The organism is Viridibacillus sp. KH_047, assembly GCF_057838945.1.
Genome location: NZ_CM174479.1, coordinates 4,221,774 through 4,242,578, shown reverse-complemented (window position 1 = coordinate 4,242,578; position 20,805 = coordinate 4,221,774). Strand labels below are relative to the sequence as shown.

23 protein-coding genes are annotated in these 20,805 nt (G+C 36.1%); 20 read left to right on the top strand and 3 right to left on the bottom strand.

Annotated features, from left to right (window positions below; genetic code table 11):
- Positions 1-17: 17 nt before the first annotated feature.
- The 5 genes from rsmG to AC3IS5_RS20780 all read left to right on the top strand — a co-directional run bounded on the left by rsmG (position 18) and on the right by AC3IS5_RS20780 (position 4,271).
- On the top strand, positions 18-734 hold the full coding sequence (gene rsmG, locus AC3IS5_RS20800; RefSeq protein ID WP_489426058.1) for a 16S rRNA (guanine(527)-N(7))-methyltransferase RsmG: 717 nt from the start codon (positions 18-20) through the stop codon (positions 732-734).
- Between the two features lie 194 nt (positions 735-928).
- Positions 929-1,789: a nucleoid occlusion protein gene (noc, locus tag AC3IS5_RS20795; protein WP_053418420.1), complete on the top strand. Its 861-nt coding sequence runs from the start codon at positions 929-931 to the stop codon at positions 1,787-1,789.
- A 172-nt stretch (positions 1,790-1,961) separates the two neighbouring features.
- Positions 1,962-2,723, top strand: coding sequence for a ParA family protein (locus AC3IS5_RS20790; RefSeq protein WP_489426057.1), 762 nt, complete (start codon positions 1,962-1,964; stop codon positions 2,721-2,723).
- On the top strand, positions 2,716-3,555 hold the full coding sequence (locus AC3IS5_RS20785) for a ParB/RepB/Spo0J family partition protein (RefSeq protein WP_193737897.1): 840 nt from the start codon (positions 2,716-2,718) through the stop codon (positions 3,553-3,555). Before AC3IS5_RS20790 ends, AC3IS5_RS20785 begins: the two co-directional genes overlap by 8 nt.
- An 11-nt stretch (positions 3,556-3,566) precedes the next feature.
- A complete protein-coding gene (locus AC3IS5_RS20780; protein ID WP_489426056.1) occupies positions 3,567-4,271 on the top strand; it encodes a DUF554 domain-containing protein in 705 nt (234 codons plus the stop codon).
- On the opposite strand, the gene yyaC is transcribed toward AC3IS5_RS20780, so the two are convergent.
- Entirely contained in the window at positions 4,215-4,823 is a 609-nt protein-coding gene (gene yyaC / locus AC3IS5_RS20775; RefSeq protein WP_489426055.1) for a spore protease YyaC, read from the bottom strand. The genes AC3IS5_RS20780 and yyaC overlap by 57 nt on opposite strands.
- Before the next feature lie 101 nt (positions 4,824-4,924).
- On the opposite strand from yyaC, the gene AC3IS5_RS20770 reads away from it, so the two are divergent.
- The 3 genes from AC3IS5_RS20770 (at position 4,925) to ychF (ending at position 7,189) form a co-directional block, all read left to right on the top strand.
- Positions 4,925-5,788 carry a mechanosensitive ion channel family protein gene (locus AC3IS5_RS20770; protein WP_489427950.1) on the top strand — a complete coding sequence of 288 codons (864 nt, stop codon included), beginning with the start codon at positions 4,925-4,927 and terminating at the stop codon, positions 5,786-5,788.
- Positions 5,789-5,790: 2 nt separating this feature from the next.
- A complete protein-coding gene (locus AC3IS5_RS20765) occupies positions 5,791-6,006 on the top strand; it encodes a DUF951 domain-containing protein (protein WP_053418424.1) in 216 nt (71 codons plus the stop codon).
- Positions 6,007-6,088: 82 nt separating this feature from the next.
- The gene (gene ychF / locus AC3IS5_RS20760) at positions 6,089-7,189 is read left to right on the top strand and encodes a redox-regulated ATPase YchF (RefSeq protein ID WP_489426054.1); all 1,101 of its coding nucleotides are present in this window, start codon (positions 6,089-6,091) and stop codon (positions 7,187-7,189) included.
- Between the two features lie 50 nt (positions 7,190-7,239).
- Here ychF and AC3IS5_RS20755 read toward each other — a convergent pair whose 3' ends face one another.
- The gene (locus AC3IS5_RS20755; RefSeq protein WP_489426053.1) at positions 7,240-7,791 is read right to left on the bottom strand and encodes a DUF3267 domain-containing protein; all 552 of its coding nucleotides are present in this window, start codon (positions 7,789-7,791) and stop codon (positions 7,240-7,242) included.
- Between the two features lie 169 nt (positions 7,792-7,960).
- Here AC3IS5_RS20755 and rpsF point away from each other — a divergent pair, with 169 nt between their 5' ends.
- From rpsF to AC3IS5_RS20705, 10 genes are all read left to right on the top strand, one after another.
- Entirely contained in the window at positions 7,961-8,251 is a 291-nt protein-coding gene (gene rpsF / locus AC3IS5_RS20750) for a 30S ribosomal protein S6 (protein WP_193737901.1), read from the top strand.
- A gap of 42 nt (positions 8,252-8,293) precedes the next feature.
- Positions 8,294-8,842 (top strand): single-stranded DNA-binding protein, encoded by a 549-nt coding sequence (gene ssb, locus AC3IS5_RS20745; RefSeq protein ID WP_489426052.1) that lies wholly within the window; start codon positions 8,294-8,296, stop codon positions 8,840-8,842.
- 55 nt (positions 8,843-8,897) lie between these two features.
- Positions 8,898-9,134 (top strand): 30S ribosomal protein S18, encoded by a 237-nt coding sequence (gene rpsR, locus AC3IS5_RS20740; protein WP_038178800.1) that lies wholly within the window; start codon positions 8,898-8,900, stop codon positions 9,132-9,134.
- Positions 9,135-9,362: 228 nt separating this feature from the next.
- Positions 9,363-10,304: a YybS family protein gene (locus AC3IS5_RS20735; protein ID WP_489426051.1), complete on the top strand. Its 942-nt coding sequence runs from the start codon at positions 9,363-9,365 to the stop codon at positions 10,302-10,304.
- A gap of 13 nt (positions 10,305-10,317) precedes the next feature.
- A complete protein-coding gene (locus tag AC3IS5_RS20730; RefSeq protein WP_489426050.1) occupies positions 10,318-12,294 on the top strand; it encodes a DHH family phosphoesterase in 1,977 nt (658 codons plus the stop codon).
- Complete coding sequence (gene rplI, locus AC3IS5_RS20725; protein ID WP_489426049.1) at positions 12,291-12,740, top strand: 50S ribosomal protein L9; 450 nt, start codon at positions 12,291-12,293, stop codon at positions 12,738-12,740. The genes AC3IS5_RS20730 and rplI overlap by 4 nt, the downstream gene beginning before the upstream one ends.
- A gap of 12 nt (positions 12,741-12,752) precedes the next feature.
- On the top strand, positions 12,753-14,111 hold the full coding sequence (gene dnaB, locus AC3IS5_RS20720; protein WP_038178807.1) for a replicative DNA helicase: 1,359 nt from the start codon (positions 12,753-12,755) through the stop codon (positions 14,109-14,111).
- 146 nt (positions 14,112-14,257) lie between these two features.
- Positions 14,258-15,547, top strand: a complete 1,290-nt coding sequence (locus tag AC3IS5_RS20715) for an adenylosuccinate synthase (RefSeq protein ID WP_489426047.1) — start codon at positions 14,258-14,260, stop codon at positions 15,545-15,547.
- A 103-nt stretch (positions 15,548-15,650) separates the two neighbouring features.
- A complete protein-coding gene (locus AC3IS5_RS20710; protein ID WP_489426045.1) occupies positions 15,651-16,511 on the top strand; it encodes a hypothetical protein in 861 nt (286 codons plus the stop codon).
- A complete protein-coding gene (locus AC3IS5_RS20705) occupies positions 16,508-17,068 on the top strand; it encodes a hypothetical protein (RefSeq protein ID WP_193737907.1) in 561 nt (186 codons plus the stop codon). The genes AC3IS5_RS20710 and AC3IS5_RS20705 overlap by 4 nt, the downstream gene beginning before the upstream one ends.
- A gap of 42 nt (positions 17,069-17,110) precedes the next feature.
- Here the strand turns inward: AC3IS5_RS20705 and AC3IS5_RS20700 are convergent, their stop codons facing one another.
- Positions 17,111-18,007, bottom strand: coding sequence for a YitT family protein (locus tag AC3IS5_RS20700; RefSeq protein ID WP_489426044.1), 897 nt, complete (start codon positions 18,005-18,007; stop codon positions 17,111-17,113).
- Between the two features lie 389 nt (positions 18,008-18,396).
- Here AC3IS5_RS20700 and AC3IS5_RS20695 point away from each other — a divergent pair, with 389 nt between their 5' ends.
- On the top strand, positions 18,397-19,863 hold the full coding sequence (locus AC3IS5_RS20695; protein ID WP_489426043.1) for a peptidoglycan DD-metalloendopeptidase family protein: 1,467 nt from the start codon (positions 18,397-18,399) through the stop codon (positions 19,861-19,863).
- A 227-nt stretch (positions 19,864-20,090) separates the two neighbouring features.
- On the top strand, positions 20,091-20,801 hold the full coding sequence (gene yycF, locus AC3IS5_RS20690; RefSeq protein ID WP_193737909.1) for a response regulator YycF: 711 nt from the start codon (positions 20,091-20,093) through the stop codon (positions 20,799-20,801).
- The last annotated feature ends 4 nt before the right edge of the window (positions 20,802-20,805 follow it).

Below are 20,805 nucleotides of genomic sequence, written 5' to 3'. Positions count from 1 at the left end.
CATGGAAGGGGAAAATCATGAACGAAGAACAGTTTGTGCAGGCTTTAAAAGAACAAGGAATTGAGTTATCAGAGGGACAGTTAAAACAATTTCATACTTATTTTGAACTATTAGTCGAATGGAATGAGAAAATGAACTTAACTGCAATTACTGACCAGCCATCTGTTTATTTAAAGCATTTCTACGACTCTATTAGTGCTGCTTTTTATATGGATTTCGATAAAGTGCAATCTATATGTGATGTAGGAGCAGGTGCTGGTTTTCCGAGTATTCCAATTAAAATCTGTTTCCCACATTTAAAGGTGACAATTGTAGATTCATTAAATAAACGTATTCAATTTTTAACACATTTAAGTGAACAGTTACATTTAGATCATGTGGAATTTGTTCATTCACGTGCAGAGGATTTTGGTCAAAATCCGAAATATAGAGAACAATTTGATCTTGTGACAGCTCGTGCAGTCGCTAGATTATCAGTACTTTCTGAGTTATGTATACCGCTTGTGAAAACAAACGGCCATTTTGTTGCGATGAAAGCAGCAAGTGGTGATGAAGAGATGAAGGATGCAAAAAAAGCATTAACAGTACTAGGTGCTAAATTAGTAGATAGCTATTCATTCTTATTACCAATCGAAGATAGTGAACGTTCTATTTTTATTTTTAATAAAACAAAAAATACACCGAAGAAATATCCACGTAAACCAGGTGTACCAAACAAATCACCAATTCAATAATTGTTTCGTTCCACGTGAAACATAAAAGGGTTCTTACGTTTTTAATCGAAAATAACTATAATGATATGTAGAAGTTTTACTTATTGCACAATGATAGTCAAAATATAAATAGTTCTCTCCACCTTCTAACGGGCTTTTACTTATGATATTAGATGGAGAATGCTTGGAAATATCGTTAAAGGTGGTGCCAAGGGATGAAAAGTACTTTTTCACGTTTTTTTGGAAGTGGTGAGAAAGTAGAACACGACTCGAAAAATGAGGTAGAAAGTGCGGAATCGGTTGTCAAACTCCTTATTGATGAGATCCAGCCGAATCGTTATCAGCCACGTACAATTTTCGATGATTCGAAGATTGAAGAGCTTGCACGAACAATCCGTACACACGGTGTAATTCAACCAATCGTCGTTCGAAAAATGGAAGAAGGTCATTACGAAATAATTGCCGGTGAGCGTCGTTATCGCGCGATGAAAATGCTAGAGTGGACAGAAGTGCCCGCGATTGTGCGTGAAATGAATGACAAAGAAACAGCTTCAGTGGCATTAATAGAAAACTTACAACGTGAAGAACTTACATCAATTGAGGAAGCGCAGGCTTACCTAAAATTATTAGAACTTCATGGTTTAACACAAGAAGCACTTGCCCAAAGGCTTGGTAAAGGTCAGTCAACAATAGCCAATAAAATCCGCTTATTAAAGCTACCTGAAGAAATCCAAATGGCTATTTTAAAAAGGGAGATTTCAGAACGTCACGCACGCGCTTTGGTACCTGTTAAAGACAAGGAATTGCAATTAGCATTGTTACAAGAAATAATCGACAATGATTATAATGTACGACAATTGGAGCAAAGAATTGATGAAATTCTAAATCCTGCTGAAAAGCCAAAGAAAAACAAGCCAACCCGTAAAGCAATTAGTAAAGACATTCGTATCGCATTAAATACAATTAGACAATCACTTACGATGGTCACAAAAACAGGTATTAATGTAGAAGCCGAAGAAGAAGAACATGATGAGTTTTATCAAATCACTGTGAAGATACCGAAAAAGAAATCATAATTTCATCTATTTTATACTCTTGTCTAGAATTTTGGACAAGAGTTTTTTTATATATTTTTCTTTTATAATAAGAGCCTATTGTACATTTTTTTGATAGAATGAAAATTAGGTATTCAAATTGATTTAATATTGCCTATTTTTATAAAATTGATTTTGGAAAGCAGGTGCACATGTGGGTAAAACAATTGCAATCGCTAACCAGAAAGGCGGCGTAGGAAAAACTACAACATCAGTTAATCTTAGCGCTTGCCTCGCCCATTTAGGTAAAAAAGTATTAATGATTGATACAGACCCTCAAGGAAATGCAACGAGTGGAGTGGGGGTTAACAAAGGTGAAGTACATAAATGTATTTATGATGTGCTAATTGATGACGAACCAATTAAAGATGTCATACGAGAAACAAAAGTAAAAAATTTATATATAGTACCTGCTACAATTGCGTTAGCAGGGGCTGAAATAGAACTAGTATCAACAATTTCAAGAGAAGTACGGTTAAAACATGCGATTGAAGATATAAAAAATGAATATGATTACATCGTAATTGACTGTCCACCATCTCTTGGTTTATTAACAATTAATTCATTAACAGCATCTGATTCGATTCTAATTCCTGTACAATGTGAATATTACGCTTTAGAAGGATTAAGTCAGTTATTATCAACTGTACGGTTAGTGCAGAAGCATTTAAATCATCAGTTAACAATTGAAGGTGTTTTATTGACGATGCTCGATGCACGTACCAATTTAGGTCTTCAAGTAATTGAAGAAGTGAAAAAGTATTTCCAAGATAAAGTGTTTAAAACAGTAATCCCACGGAATGTCCGTTTAAGTGAAGCGCCAAGTCATGGGGAACCGATTATTGTATATGATGCGAAATCGCGTGGGGCAGAGGGATATTTAGAGCTTGCAAGGGAAGTGATTAAAAATGGCTAAAGGTCTAGGAAAGGGAATTAACGCATTATTCCCAGGTGAATCTTTATCTAGTAATGAAACAATAGAGCATTTGGCATTAACAGAGTTACGGGCAAATCCATATCAACCTCGGAGAATTTTTGATGAATCCGCAATCGAGGAATTGGCAATATCCATTAAAGAACATGGAGTTTTGCAACCAATTATTGCCCGTAAACGAGTTAACTTTTATGAAATTGTTGTTGGTGAAAGAAGATTCAGGGCTTCTAAACTTGCGGGGTTAACAGAAATTCCAGTTGTTGTCCGAGAGATGGACGATCAGCAGATGATGGAGTTAGCAATTCTTGAGAATTTACAGCGTGAAGATTTAACCCCAATTGAAGAGGCAGAGGCTTATACAAATCTAATGGATAACTTAAACTTAACGCAGGAACAGTTAGCAGCCCGTTTAGGGAAAAGTCGTCCACATATTGCGAACCATGTCCGACTGTTAGCATTACCGGAAGATGTACGTATTCTTTTATCAGAAGGTAAAATCACAATGGGCCATGGTCGTGCATTGCTAGGTTTGAAAAGAAGAAAATTAATATCACAAGTAACTGAAAAAGTGCTAACCCAGCATTTGAACGTTCGCCAGTTAGAGGCATTAGTACAATCTATGAATGACAATGTTTCACGTGAAACAAAGAAGAAAGTGAAAAAAGATATTTTTATTGCCGAAAAAGAATCACAGTTACGTGATTATTTTGGTACGAACGTGACAATTAAGGAATCAAAAAACAAAGGGAAAATTGAAATTGAATTTTTCTCTGCTGATGATTTAGAACGTATATTAGAATTACTCGAAGATTGAGAGGATTTCACTTGGTTCTATTAGGTACAGCAATAAACGCATTGTTAATTGTAATTGGCACATTAATTGGCAGATTGTTACAGTGGATACCCGATAATACAAAAGAGACAGTGCTGAGTATTATAGGCCTGGCAGTTGCAGTATTGGGCATTCAAATGGGCATGCAAAGCGAGAATTTTATCATCGTCATTGTTAGCCTTGTGTTTGGTGCGATACTAGGTGAATGGATTGATCTAGATAAGCTATTAAACCGTCTAGGTCAGTTTCTAGAAAAGAAATTAGGAAACAAGGCTAAATATGGAAATGTTTCACAAGGATTTGTTAATGCTACTCTTATCTTTGTTATCGGTTCCATGGCTATTATAGGTGCGTTGGATAGCGGCCTACGAAATGATCATTCTATTTTAATAACAAAAGGTATTATTGATGGTTTTACAGCAGTAATTTTAGCTTCAACACTAGGGATAGGAGTTATGTTATCTGCAGTTCCTGTATTTTTGTATCAAGGTATTATTGCTGTTTTTGCAGGACAAATTAGTCGATTCATACCTGATGCTGCACTAGAAATGTTCATTCAAGAAATGACCGCAACGGGTGGAGTTATGATTCTCGCAATAGGTCTTAATTTAGTAGGCTTAACAAAAATCCGCGTGGCCAACTTACTTCCGGGAATACTCGTTGTGGCCATCGTGGTTATGTTCATGTACCTTTTTTAAAGAATAACGACTCCAAGCCAAAAATAGAGCGCGTGAAATTTGTTGGCTCATTTCGTAAGTTACATGTAGACGAGTGTTTTGTAAAACTGCATGCTCCATAAATCCTCCAATGTTGACTATGCCTTTTATAGACATATCGCCAATAGGGGGGAGCTCCTTCTTCACAGCTTTGCCAGGCAGTAAAGGTCCCTCATGAACGATAATTTCCCCAATGCGCTGCTGTGAACCAAGACAAGCATCAATAGCAACTACAAACGGCTTTATTTCATGGGTAGATAAATTATCAACTGTATCTGTTAGATTCAGTGCATGAAGGGGTTTTTCTAAGGTTCCTATAATTTCATAAGGAAATGAAACATACTGATTTAAAAAGCTGCCGGCTAATGGTCCGAGTGAGTCTCCAGTAGAGCGATCGGTTCCAATACAGCAAAATACAAGATTTTCGTGATGAAATGGTATATGCTCTAAAAGGAAAGAGCTCAACCTCCAAATGGCACCTGATTCTTTATAATGAAGAACATGTGAAAATGGTTGATTCGAAGTTATAAGCATCCAGAATCTCTCTTTCTTTTTTCAGCATTATACGCATTACGAGAATTTTTTATGCAAGAGGAGCGTCAAAATTGAAATTTGAAAAATTGTATAACAACTTTATGGCAGCTTTGACTAGTGAAGAAATGTGGATAGGTATTGGTCGTGCAACAATAAAAATTACAGCAATCACGATATTATCAATGGTTGTTGTACGTGTAGCTAAATTGGCTATTCGTAAAGGCTTTGAAATCCGTATGAAAGCGCCAGCCCCATTACAACCCGCATCTGAAAGACGATATCGAACTATTTTGAAACTGGTGCAAAGTATTGTTTCATATGTAGTATATTTTTCGGCGATTTTAGCGATATTATCAGCTGTAAATATAGATGTTAAAGGGCTTTTAGCAGGTGCCGGAATCGTAGGTTTAGCAGTCGGGTTTGGTGCACAAAGCTTAGTGAAAGATGTCATCACTGGATTTTTCATTATATTTGAAGATCAGTTTGGTGTTGGTGACTATATTAAAATCACTTCAGTAGAGGGTACTGTACTCGAAATTGGGTTACGTACAACTAAAATTAAAGGCGCTGCAGGAGAGATTAATATTATTCCAAATGGATCAATCACTGATGTTGTAAACTATTCAATAAATAACTCAATTGCTATTATCGATGTAAGTGTTGCTTATAGTTCAGATATTGCAAAAGCAGAGCGCTTGATAGAAGAATATCTTAAAGAACTACCAAAAAAACATGAAGAAATAACTGCGCCACCTACATTATTAGGTGTACAAAATGTCGTAGGTGCAGAAGTTTCCCTTCGTATTTCAGTGGAGACATTACCAATGCAACATTTTGCAATATCACGTATGGTTCGTCGTGATGTAAAAGAAATTTTTGATCGAAATCGTATCGAAATTCCTTATCCAAAAATGATGGTTTATGAAAGAGATAATAATCAAACATTTAACGAAGAAGGAGAATGATGATGGAAGCAAAAAAGTTTGAGCTAGGCGACGTTGTAGAAATGAAAAAACAACATCCTTGTGGAACAAACGAGTGGAAAATTATCCGTATGGGTGCAGATATTCGTATTAAATGTGAAGGTTGTCAGCATAGCGTTATGATTCCACGAAGAGAGTTTGAAAAAAAGTTAAAGAAAATATTAATTCCTGCTAATCCAGTAACAGAAGAGCAAAATTAGACTTTTATTAGATGAGTCTCTATAATTAACAAGTCGTGTAAATATAATAGTGTTTATGAAAAATTGAAAGGTTGTGAAAAGAATGGCTTTAACAGCTGGCATCGTCGGTTTACCGAACGTAGGTAAATCAACATTGTTTAATGCAATTACAAAAGCAGGAGCAGAATCTGCAAACTACCCATTCTGTACGATTGATCCAAACGTAGGAATCGTTGAAGTACCAGATAATCGTCTACAAAAATTAACAGAATTAGTAGAACCGAAAAAAACTGTACCAACAGCTTTTGAATTTACTGATATTGCTGGAATCGTAAAAGGCGCTAGTAAAGGTGAAGGTCTTGGTAACAAGTTCTTGGCACACATTCGTGAAGTAGATGCAATTACACAAGTAGTTCGTTGTTTCGCTGACGATAATATCACACATGTATCAGGTAAAGTAGATCCAATCGAAGATATCGAAGTTATTAACCTTGAGTTAATTCTCGCAGATTTAGAAGCAGTTGAAAAACGCCTATCTCGTGTTGAAAAATTAGCAAAACAAAAAGATAAAGATGCAATGGTAGAAGCACCAATCTTGACTCGCTTAAAAGAAGCTTTTGAAGCTGAAAAACCTGGTCGCTCAATTGACTTTACTGAAGAAGAATTTAAAATCGTTAAAGGGTTCCACTTACTGACTGTGAAACCTATGTTATACGTAGCAAACGTTTCTGAAGATGAAGTAGCGAATGCTGATGACAATGAATACGTACAAAAAGTACGCGAATATGCAAAAGCTGAAGGCGCAGAAGTAATTGTTATTTGTGCGAAAATCGAAGAAGAAATTGCAGAACTTGATGATGAAGAAAAAGCAATGTTCCTTGAAGAGCTAGGTATCGAAGAATCTGGTTTAGACCAATTAATTCGTGCAGCCTACAATCTACTTGGACTAGCAACTTACTTCACAGCAGGTGTACAAGAAGTACGTGCATGGACATTCCGCAAAGGGATGAAAGCACCACAATGTGCTGGTGTTATCCACTCTGACTTTGAACGTGGATTTATCCGTGCAGAAACAGTTGCTTATGAAGATTTAATGGCATTTGGCTCAATGACTGCAGCCAAAGAAGCAGGTAAAGTACGTCAAGAAGGTAAAGAATACATCGTACAAGATGGCGATGTTATGCTATTCCGCTTCAACGTATAATATGTAAATAAAAGACAGTGCTGGTTGCATCCGGCACTGTCTTTTTTATTTTAATATGTTTTCTTTTTGTACAAATATAATCTAGGGAAATCAGGATCATCTTTTACCCAATATGAATTTGGATATTTACGAAGTGCGAAATACATAGCAAAATCGCCAACAGCACCAGCAATTAACCAAGCTCCTAATACAACAAGCATCGTACTATTAAAATAGAGACCAAAAGCAGCCGGAATAGCACCGGTTGTCCAAAATGGTAGTAGAAGCGCTTTTTTCATTGCCTTATTACAAATAGGCTCTCTCGTTGTTGCATAGGCGACACCCATCTTCAAATTTACACCGTAATCCAACGAGCGAAAAGGTACTTTACCAAAAATCATAAAACCAATTAAATGAAAAATTTCATGTAACACAATTAAAATAATATAATATACGATAAATAATAAAATACTTAAAAGTGAGAAGTTTAGTTCAAATACTTTATGGATCCAACTATTTAGAAGAATAAGTCCGATCATTAAGCTAAAAGTCATAACAATGTTTTGCCAAGCTATTTTCTTTAAATCTAGCTCGATAATTGAAGGTTCTTCATGTTCTATCAAATTTATCACCTCTATCCAAAGTATAATGGAAATGACTTGGGAATGTATAGGGATGAAGGTTGCTATATTCAAATTAATGTGCTACAATTCACTGATGTGAGTAATAAATTTACTTGCTCCTTGCCCACTGCAACTAGTCGGGCCAAAGTCCATAAGGAGGTGCTTATAGATGAAAAAGTACGAATTAATGTACATCATTCGCCCAAACATTGAAGAAGATGCGAAGAAAGCTCTTGTAGAACGCTTCAACGATATCTTAACTTCAAACGGCGCTGAAGTCATCGAATCAAAAGAGTGGGGCAAACGCCGCTTAGCTTACGAAATCAATGATTTCCGTGAAGGTTTCTACCAAATCGTGAAAATCAACGCTGACGCTAAAGCTATTAACGAATACACTCGTCTTGCTAACATTAGCGAAGACATTATTCGCCACATTGCAGTTCGCGAAGAAGAAAAATAATCTTAATTTATAAAAATCGCAGATAAAGGAGGTTGTATTCTGATGATTAACCGAGTCGTATTAGTTGGAAGACTAACAAAAGATCCGGAACTTCGCTATACACCGAGTGGCGCAGCTGTTGCTCGCTTTACAATTGCTGTAAATAGAACATTTGCTAACCAACAAGGTGAAAAACAAGCGGACTTTATTAACTGTGTTGTTTGGCGTAAACAAGCTGAAAATACTGCTAATTTCTTGAAAAAAGGAAGCCTAGCGGGCATAGAAGGCCGTATCCAAACAGGTAGTTATGAAGGACAAGATGGTAAACGTGTTTACACAACTGAAGTTGTTGCAGATAGCGTGCAGTTCTTAGAGCCGCGCGGTGCTGCAGGAGATCGTCCGCAAGGACAGCAACAGTACGGTGGACAACCATCATATGGTGGTGAACAATCGTACGGCCAAGCTCCACAACAAAACAGCTATCAGCAACAACCATCTTATCAACAGAATCAATCACCTAGTCAGCAAAACTATACGCGTGTAGATGAAGATCCATTTGCTAACAACAATGGTGGTCCAATCGAAGTTTCTGAAGATGACTTACCATTCTAAGTAAAAATCCATTGCACGCAATATATACCAATATACTTAAGGAGGCGACAATACTATGGCACCACGTAGAGGAGGCCGCAAACGCCGTAAAGTTTGCTATTTCACTTCTAACAACATCAAACACATCGACTATAAAGATGTAGATTTGTTGAAAAAATTCATCTCTGAGCGCGGAAAAATTCTTCCACGCCGTGTAACTGGTACTAGCGCAAAATACCAACGTAAACTTACAGCTTCAATTAAAGTTTCTCGTATTATGGGCTTACTTCCATTCAGCACAGAAGAAAGATAATAACTTTCTAAAGACCGGGTAACCGGTCTTTTTTTTTATATAAAAATAATACCTTCATCGACTTAATCTATCTTATATAGTCGTTAAACGTACTGCATAAAATATCTCCATTGACCACCCCATAATCCACAAAAGTATCGCCTAGCGCATTTTTGTTCATGAACATGAAACATGGTACAATAATAAGATGAAATAAAAGATTGTCTTTTGGAAAAAGGAAGGTTATAGATGCCTAAAAATAAAACGCAACAACTAACACAAGGGGCGATGATGGCCGTAATATTTACAGCCCTATTAGCGATTACTTCATATATTCCTATATTATCTTTGGTAACAATTTGGTTTATTTCTTTTCCAATTGCTTGGTATAGTGCAATGTATGATCGCAAAGCTTCAATGATAGTAGCTGTTGTTAGTATAGGAGTCTCTATACTCGTTACAGGTATAATGTCTCTGCCACTTGCTATTATTTTCTGTCTTGCAGGATTTTTAATTGGCGATACACTTCGTATGAAAAAAAGCAAAGTTTATTTATTTATGACTACAGGAATTAGTGTATTACTATCTATGGCGATTATGTATGTTATCTCGGTTAAGTTATTCAATGTAGATAGTTTGAAGATTATGTTGAAGATCGCCAGAGAAAGCTATGAAAGATCAAATGAATTAGCTAAGGCTATGCCGGGTGTAAAAGCGCTGACTGCTGAACAGTTAGAGCAGGTGTTTGATTTAATAACTATGGTAATGCCGACTATGATTACGATGTCTGTATTCATGATCACTTTTATTATCATTACAGTTAATTTACCGCTATTAAAACGTTTTGGAATAACTGTTCCAAAATTTGCACCATTTAAAGACCTTCAATTACCTAGATCGGTCTTATGGTACTATATGGTAGTTTTAATAGTGACATTATTTATAAAACCTGAAAGTGGCTCTTTTGCTGAAATGGCTTTTTTGAATCTGTCATTTATACTTAGCACATTACTACTGTTACAAGGGATTTCGTTTATTCACTACTATGTACATGAGCAAGAATGGCCTAAATGGATTGCAATAATAAGTACTATTTTAGCGTTACCTTTATACTCGTTTGTTACGCTACTTGGTATTGTGGATTTAGGATTTAATATTCGTGCGCTTGTGACGAGAATGCCGAGAAAATAAGGAGCTGAATTCTATGGGTACTTTGTTCAGAAAAAGACCAATTCGATATCCTCTTTTAATTCTGTCTCTTCTTAGTGTAGCAAGCGTTATTGTATGTATAATGTGGAATCCGTTCATTGGTATTGCTTATGGTCTTGTAGTGGTATTGGCTTTAATAACGACTTGGAAAACGGAAAAAACAACCTATGAAGAAACAGAAAAGCACATTGAAACTCTCTCATATCGTATGAAAAAAGTAGGGGAAGAGGCCTTGCTTGAAATGCCTATTGGTATCATTTTAATTGATACTCAATATATGATTGAATGGTCGAATCCATATATGCTAGGTATTTTAGATGTAGATACATTAATGGGAGAGGAGATTTTTACGCTTTCAGAGGATCTCTATACATTAATTAAACATGATGAAAAGCATGAGATGAATATCACACTTAGGGATCGTAAGTATCGAGCATTTTATAAACCCGAAGAAAGGTTATTATATTTCTTTGATATAACAGAGCAAGTAGAAATTGAAACGCTATACTATGAAGATCGTTCTGTAATAGCTGTGCTCTTTGTTGATAACTATGATGAAATTACACAGGGTATGGACGATCAAAATCGTAGCCAGACAAATTCACTTATTACATCACTTATTAATAATTGGGGCACACAATACGGTATTTTCATAAAACGCATTTCGACGGATCGTTTTATAGCGATATTAAATGAATCCATTTTACAAGAAATTGAGAAGAAGAAATTCTCTATCTTAGATGATATTCGTGAAACTACCGCAAAACAAAGTTTATCTTTGACATTAAGTATTGGTGTTGGTACTGGTTCACAATCCCTTATAGAACTTGGTGAACTAGCGCAATCTAGTTTAGACCTTGTTTTAGGGCGCGGTGGTGACCAGGTTGCTATCAAGCAACCTAATGGTAAAGTGAAATTTTATGGTGGTAAAACAAATCCGGTTGAAAAGCGTACTAGAGTACGTGCACGCGTTATTTCTCATGCACTACGTGATTTAATCCAGGATAGTGATCAAGTCTTCGTAATGGGCCATAAAATGCCCGATATGGATGCCATAGGAGCAGCCATTGGAGTCCGTAAAATGGCTCAGATGAATAAAATTGATGGTTATGTCGTAATGGATTTTGATCAAATTGATAATAGCATTGTCCGCTTAATGAATGTGGTCAAAGAAAAGTCAGACCTTTATGATCGATTTATTACTCCAGAAGAAGCATTATCAAAAATTACCGATAAGTCATTATTAGTCGTTGTTGATACACATAAGCCATCGATGACTATTGAAGAGAAATTAATAAATAAGGCTGAAAAAGTCGTCGTAATTGACCACCATCGACGTGGAGAAGAGTTTGTAAAAAATCCGATGCTTGTTTATATGGAACCTTATGCGTCATCGACAGCGGAGCTTGTAACAGAATTATTAGAGTATCAGCCAAAAAATGATAAAATAACAATGTTAGAGGCAACAGCTCTTCTAGCAGGCATTATTGTCGATACAAAAAGTTTTACTTTACGTACTGGAGCGCGTACGTTTGAAGCAGCATCGTATTTACGTACAAACGGAGCAGATACAATCTTAGTACAACGTATATTGAAGGAAGATATCAATACGTATATTGAACGTTCTAAAATAGTTCAAACAGCGGAGTTTGTACATCAAGGGCTAGCAATAGCACGTGGGGATAATGATAAGATTTATAACTCGGTTTTACTTGCACAAACAGCAGATATATTATTAACAATGAAAGATATTTCTGCATCATTTGTAGTTGCTCATCGTCATGATGGAGTCATTGGTATTAGTGCGCGTTCACTAGGAGAGATTAACGTCCAGCTTGTAATGGAAGAGCTTGGCGGTGGTGGACATTTAACGAATGCTGCATGCCAATTAGAAGTAGCAACAATTGATGGAGCTATTAACATGTTAAAAGAAGCAATAGAGGTTGTATTAGAAGGGAGTTCGGAATCATGAAAGTAGTATTCTTAAAAGACGTTAAAGGTAAAGGCAAAAAAGGTGAAATCAAAAACGTAGCTGATGGTTATGCACATAACTTCTTATTAAAAAATAATCTAGCTGTTGAGGCAAACCAAGCAGCAATTAGCCAATTAGATGGGCAAAAGAAAAAAGCTGAAAAAGAGGCTGCTGCTGAATTAGCTGCTGCAAAAGATTTAAAAGCAAAAATTGAAGAGTTAACGGTTATACTAAAAGCAAAATCAGGTGAAGGTGGCCGTTTATTTGGTGCGGTAACTACAAAACAAATTGCAGATGGTTTAAATAAACAACATGGTATCAAAATTGATAAACGTAAAATGGAATTAGCAGACGCGATTCGTGCACTAGGATTTACAAACGTGCCAGTGAAGCTACATCATGAAGTGACAGCTAAGCTGAAAGTACATGTTACAGAAGAAGCGTAAGGAGAGACATATATGAACGATCCGTTATTGGAACGCGTTCCGCCTCATAATCTTGAAGCTGAACAATCTGTCATAGGAGCCATTTTTCTTGAACCACAATCACTCATAACGGCTTCAGAAATTCTTCTTGAAGATGATTTCTATAGATCTGCGCATGTTAAAATCTTCTCGACGATGTTGCGTCTAAGCGATCAAGGTAAAGCAATAGACGTCGTTACAGTGACAGAGGAACTTTCCAATCATAATGAGCTAGAAGACATAGGAGGCATTTCTTATTTAACGGAACTTGCTAATGCTGTACCAACAGCAGCCAATGTCGCTTATTATGCACAAATCGTTTCAGAGAAGGCTTTACTACGCCGCTTAATTAGAGTAGCAACGAAAATTGTAGAAGACGGTTATACACGTGAAGATGAAGTGGATGCACTTTTAGCAGAAGCTGAACGTAAAATGATGGAAGTAGCAAGCCGCAAAAACGCAGGCGACTTTAAGCCTGTGAAGGATGTACTTGTCCAAACATATGAAAACATTGAGCAGTTACAACACCGAAAAGGTGACGTTACAGGTATTCCTACTGGATTCCGTGATTTGGACCGTCTAACAGCGGGGTTCCAACGTGGAGATTTAATCATTGTAGCAGCGCGACCTTCAGTTGGGAAAACAGCATTTGCTTTGAATGTTGCACAAAACGTAGGAACAAAGACATCTGAAAATGTTGCTATCTTCTCACTTGAAATGGGTGCAGAACAGCTCGTTATGCGTATGATATGTGCAGAAGGTAACATTGATGCACAAGTATTACGAACTGGTGCGTTAAATGTTGAAGATTGGCGCAAACTAACAATGGCAATGGGCAGTTTATCGAAGGCTGGCATTTTCATTGATGACACACCAGGTGTACGTATTAATGAAATACGAGCAAAGTGTCGCCGTTTAAAACAAGAACATGGACTTGGCATGATTTTAATTGACTATTTGCAGCTTATTCAAGGCAGTGGTAGTGGACGCGAAAACCGTCAACAAGAAGTATCCGAAATCTCAAGATCTCTCAAGGCATTAGCACGTGAATTAGAAGTACCTGTTATTGCTTTATCTCAGTTGTCGCGTGGCGTTGAACAACGTCAAGATAAACGACCAATGATGAGTGATTTACGTGAATCCGGAAGTATTGAGCAAGATGCCGATATCGTTTCTTTCCTATATCGTGAAGATTACTACGATAAAGAAACGGAAGATGCTAATACGATTGAAATTATTGTAGCCAAGCAACGTAATGGTCCAACAGATACGGTTAAACTTGCGTTCGTGAAAGAACATAACAAATTTGTTAGTGTCGATTGGTCACAGCATGAGCCAGCTGGAGGATACTAGAGTATATGAAACACGAACGTTAAATTACTATACATCATAGTACGTTCGTGTTTTTGTTTATTTTTAATTGACTATTGCCTTTTCAGTTGATACAATTATCGTGTTTGATTCAGGATGCTTGAAAGCGTCTGACGGAGGTGCTGGTAATGACATCAGTAGTAGTAGTGGGAACTCAATGGGGAGATGAAGGTAAAGGTAAAATCACCGACTTCCTATCAAAAAAAGCAGAAGCAATAGCTCGTTATGCGGGCGGAGACAATGCTGGCCATACAATAAAATTTGATGGTGAGACGTACAAATTACACTTAATTCCATCAGGTATTTTCTATCAAGATAAGATTTCAGTTATCGGTAATGGTTTAGTTGTAAATCCTAAATCCATCGTAACGGAATTGAAATACTTACAAGAGAGAGGCGTAAGCACTGAAAATCTTCGTATCTCTAACCGTGCACACATTATTCTTCCTTATCATATTAAACAAGATATCGTAGATGAAGAAAGCCGTGGAGACAACAAAATTGGGACAACTGCTAAAGGCATCGGACCTTGCTATCAAGATAAAGTAGCACGTATCGGAATCCGTATGGCGGACTTATTGGACCGTGAAGTATTTGAGCAAAAATTACGTGAAAACTTAGCTCTTAAAAATCGCCTTTTTGAGAAGTTTTATGAAACAGAAGGGTTAAATTTTGAAGATATCTTTGAGGAATACTATGGTTATGGTCAAGAAATCGCTAAATATGTAACAGACACTTCAAAAATTTTAAATGATGTTCTTGATGAAGGTGGTCGCGTATTATTTGAAGGCGCACAAGGTGTTATGCTTGATGTCGATCAAGGAACATACCCATTTGTAACTTCTTCAAACCCAGTAGCTGGAGGAGTGGCAATTGGTGCAGGGGTTGGACCATCTAGAGATATGCGCGTTATAGGCGTTTGTAAAGCTTATACATCTCGCGTTGGTGATGGACCATTCCCAACTGAATTATTTGATGAAGTAGGCCATCAAATCCGCGAAGTAGGTCGCGAATATGGTACAACTACAGGTCGCCCACGTCGTGTTGGTTGGTTTGATAGCGTAGTAGTACGTCACTCACGTCGAGTAAGTGGTATTACAGATTTATCGTTAAACTCAATCGATGTATTATCAGGTCTAGAAACAGTTAAAATATGTACAGCTTATAAATACAATGGTCAAATACTTACTGAATATCCTGCTAACCTTCACATTATTGAACAATGTGAACCAGTATATGAAGAACTTCCAGGTTGGTCTGAAGACGTTACAGGCTGCAGAACGCTAGAAGAATTACCAGTGAACGCTCGTCGCTATGTTGAGCGCGTTAGTGAACTAGCTGGCATTCAAATTGCTACATTCTCAGTAGGTCCAGACCGCGATCAAACAAATGTCCTTGTAGACGTTTGGGGAGAATAAGCATAAATTAATAAATAGACAAAAAGCGGAGGAAATTTTCTCCGCTTTTTTTATGGTATTACACTGTATAATATTAACTATATTGTATTAAAGGAGGGGTTATTTGAAGGCGAAATGGTTTTGGGGAGCAATAAGTATCATTTTAATTAGTTGGTTAGGAAATACACTATATTATCAATCAAAGCAATTGAAGGATCCAATTATACTTTCTTCATACATAAATATTATAGGTGACTATGAGAGAACATTTTCGATCTTTTATTTAACTAATAAAGGAGAAAATATGGAAGCAATGAGCTTACGATTAGGGCAAGAAACATTATATCCTTTAGGTAATGATAGTTATTTTGAAGAAATGGGTAATTATGTATCATCACAAGGGAGTTATTATACAGAATACATACATCATTATTTAAAAAAAGTAGATTTTAATATTGATGAAGAGCAACTAGCATATTTAAAAAGTACAAAAATTAATGCCAATAAAATATTGATGGATTTTTCGGAACATCGTAGTTTAAATGCAAATATCGAACATTTCGAAATACATAATGAACCAAGGTCCATTAAAACAGATTTTAGTTCGAGATCTGTTGACAATATGGGTAATGTAACCGAAGATGTACAATTGCTTGAGGATGCGCATATGAAGAAACTAGAACTACCACAAGAGATTGCCTCTTTATATAAGGTGAACGTTGGAAAAAGCGGGGAGGGCGCTATGACTCCGATAGAGGATCAATCCTGGCCCATGGATGTTAAAGCCAAAGAGAGATTAACAATCCAATATAAGAGGAAAAGCAAAGTTCAACCTGATGAATATATAGATGCAGATATTTTAATGCCTGCTACAAATAAAAAGAACAAAGAGATGGGTTATGTATTTCATTTTAGAAGTGAGCCCTCATTAACACAACGACAAGTAAATCAGCTTGTGTATGATGCAAAGGAGGAGCATAAATGAGTGAAGGCTTTAAGCATTTATTTATTGGATATCTCTTTCTTCTAATTAATATATATATAGTTGTAGATATAATGCCTAATTTTATAGGTTACATTTTAATTTCTAGCGGTATTGCAAAAATAGCTGCTGAAGGAAAAGAAACGATGAGAGCTCAACTATTAGCAATATTACTGGCTGTGTATTCACTGCCACATTTTTTCCTACAAGATCAAGTGAGGGCATCTTATACCTGGGGTGAATACTACGATTTAGGATATGCATTGTTACAAGTTATTCAAGTATATTTCCTCTTCGTTGTTATTCAGTCAGTTTTTACCTCTTTAGCTGCTGTGAAATTGAGTAAAATAACTAATAAGATAGGGATTTGGTATCTTTCAATACATTTGCTATCGCTGTTTACGATGACTTTAATAATAAATACATTAGGGATGTTACAAGTCACTTTCTTATTTATTATGTCAGCATTAACTCTCATTATTAACATTGTTTTTATCATTTATTTACGGAAAATGCAAAAAAGAACGGTAAAGAGCATAGCGATTGATAATTTAGTATAAATAAAAAAGGCTAATTCTCTAAAGAGAATTGGCCTTTTACATTTAGTGAATATCTTTCTTCTTAAAGCGTCCACCACGAACTTCGGCGATATTGCCAATTGCCAGGAATGCATGATCGTCGAGTTCTTCTACAATTGTTGTTAGTTTAGATTCTTCTAGTCGAGTGATAACTGTGAAAATCACTTTTTTCCTGTCACCAGTATAAGCGCCTTCTCCGATTAAATACGTTACACCACGGCCTAGACGATCCATAATAGCACGCCCGATTTCTTCATATTCATCGCTGATAATATAGACGGATTTCGATTCATCAAGTCCTTGAATAACTACATCGATGGTTTTGTAAGCAATGAAATAGGCTAGAACCGAATACATTGCTTGTTCCCATGTGAAAATAAAACCGGCTATAGCGAAAATGATTAGATTGAAGAACATAATGATTTCGCCGACAGAAAACGGAGAATTTCTGTTAAATAGAATGGCCATAATTTCGGTCCCATCAAGAGAGCCACCGTAGCGGATAACGATACCGACCCCAGTTCCAAGAACGATTCCGCCAAATACTGTAGATAATAGTAAATCGTTTGTGAAAGGTTCAATTGGGTGTAATAGAACCGTTGCTATAGATAGAGTAGTAATTCCTAACGCGGTTGATAAGGCAAAGGTTTTCCCTATTTGCTTATAACCGAGGAAAAAGAAGGGTATGTTCAAGAGGAAAATAAATAATCCTAGTGGTAGACCACTAAGGTGGGAAACAATAATAGATATACCAACAATTCCACCATCTAAAATATTGTTTGGTACAAGAAATTGTTCCAGGCCAATTGCCATAATAATAGCACCGGTCATCACCATAATAATGCGTTTTAGTAAACGAGCTTTAGACGTTTTCCTATTCCTATCATTGATCTTTTTTGCTTCGGCTAAAATGTCTTCCATACTCCTGTTTGAGTCACTCAAACTAATCTCCCCATTCTCCAAAAATCTAATAATTCTAACTTAATTTTAACGGAATTTTCAAAAATGCAAAAGTGAAAAGAGTTATATTGTAACAATTAACACAAAAATGAAATGAGATTTTTGTATATATAGAGAGTAGTATGGTGAATAATGTTTACAAAAAATGTCTATAATAAATAAAAATTACCTAATTCAAACCTTAATTTGTAATAAATTCAAAATAAATGGAGTTTATTATACATTTTAGTGACATCAAGTGTAATATGTTCAATTGGAAATTGGAATATGTTAAATTAGAGAGGCTTGATTTCGACATAACTCTTGTAAATAATAATTGATTTATATCAAAAAAACGAAAGGAGCTTACCATGCGTTTGAAACGGAATAGTAGTGAGAACTCTATATTTTTTAAACGAATCTGCAAACTAACAGCAATGAAAGTAGCAACTATCGCAATATTCCTCGTATCATTAGTAGGATTGAATAATGGTTATGCAAATGCTCAGAACGACAATCAATTGCATAAAATTTATCATATATACATTAAGAATCAATATATTGGAGCAGTATCCAATAAAAAGTTGATTGATCAACATATTGAAGACAAAGTGAAAAAGGTTAGCACAAAATACGATGGTCTGTCTCTTGATGCAACGCCAGATTTATCCGTTATATCAGAGCAAGTTTTCCAGGAGGATACAAATGACGAAGATACTTTAAAAAAGCTAGACGATGCTTTAAAAATTAAAGCTTCAGCATTTGCATTACTTATCGATGGTAAAGTGGCTACCTATGTCAAAGATATCGATGCATATGATGAAACAATTCGCCAGCTTAAATTACAGTATGTTTCAGCCGAAGAGCTTAAGTCGTTGGATGCTATGGAAAATAATCATAAAACTTTACCACCATTAAAGAAAAACGAAACACGTATTGTGGATATTTCTATAAAACAATCTGTAGCTGGTATGACTGAGTATACAGATCCAGCTAATGTATTAACTACAAAGGAAGCTGTTAAATTATTAACAAAAGGCAAGCTTCAAGAGAAACCTTATACCATTAAAAAAGGCGATACTCTTAGTAGTATTGCAGCTAAATATAAACTTTCAACTTCTAAGCTTTTGGAACTAAATGAAGATTTAACGGATGAAAAATCTCTAACAATCGGAAATACCATTAAAGTAGCAGAGTTGGAGCCTTGGATTAATATCGAACTAACAAAAGAATCGATAAAGTCTGAGAGAATAGAGCATAAAACAATTATAAAAAAAGATAAAAAAATGCTGACTGGCGAGAAAGAAGTAAAACAAAAAGGCGCGGACGGTAAAAAACTAGTAAGGCATATAATTACTGAAATAGATGGTGAGCCTGCTTTAGAAAAAGTAACGACGCAATCTGTTATGAAGGAAGCAGAAACACGTGTAATCGTGAAGGGAACAAAGGAAGTACCTTCACGTGGGAGCGGAAGCTTTGAATGGCCAGCAGAAGGTGGTTACATTTCAAGTGAAATGGGCTATCGTTGGGGCGAATTACATCGAGGACTCGATATTGCTAGACCGGATGGATTTACGATTAAAGCAGCTGATAACGGTGAAGTCACATTTGCAGGTGTGGATGGATCTTACGGCAATAAAGTAACTATTGACCATAATAACGGTTTTCAAACAGTTTATGGGCACTTGGCATCGATTGATGTGGAAGTGGGACAAGTTGTAGCGCAAGGGTCAAAATTAGGGATAATGGGTACAACAGGTAATTCAACAGGAGTACACTTACATTTTGAGGTGTCTAAAAATGGAAAATTACTAAACCCGTTAAATGTATTAAAATAAAAATAGAACGATACAGTCCGTTATGCAAGTGGACTGTTTTTTTTACATAGAGTTCTTTGTAAAATGGGTTAAGAATAAAATTATTCCCCGGGAAACTTCAATGTGCCTTGAATTCCAAAAGATGCACAGAAGGCTAAAGCATGATAGAGTTAAAGATATGGAACATACGAAAAACTAACGTTAATTGACAACATAAATCCAATTCATATATGAAGGGAAGTATAAATGTGGACAAGACAATTTTAGTTGTAGATGATGAAAAACCGATTGCAGATATACTACAATTTAATTTAATAAAAGAGGGCTACAAAGTTATTTGTGCCTATGATGGTGATGAGGCACTTGAGAAAGTGGAAGAAATCAAACCAGATTTAATGCTTCTAGATATCATGTTACCTAAAAGAGATGGTATAGAAGTATGCCGTGAAGTACGAAAGAAATATGATATACCTATTATTATGTTAACAGCAAAAGATTCCGAAATTGATAAAGTATTAGGTTTAGAATTAGGTGCAGATGATTATGTGACAAAACCATTTAGTACTCGAGAATTAATCGCCCGTGTAAAAGCGAATATGCGACGCCACCAATCAACTATAGCAACAGAAGAGCAAGAAGAAACTTCAAGTGATATCGTAGTTGGCTCGCTTGTCATTCAACCAGAAGCGTATTTAGTATTAAAACGCGATGAAGCAATTGAACTTACACATCGTGAATTTGAATTACTACATTATCTAGCAAAACATATCGGTCAAGTTATGACGCGTGAGCATTTATTGCAAACGGTATGGGGCTATGACTACTTTGGAGATGTTCGTACTGTGGATGTAACAATCCGCCGCTTACGTGAGAAGATTGAAGACAACCCAAGTCATCCAGCATGGATTGTTACACGCCGTGGCGTAGGATATTATTTAAGAAATCCTGAACAGGAGTAAAGGA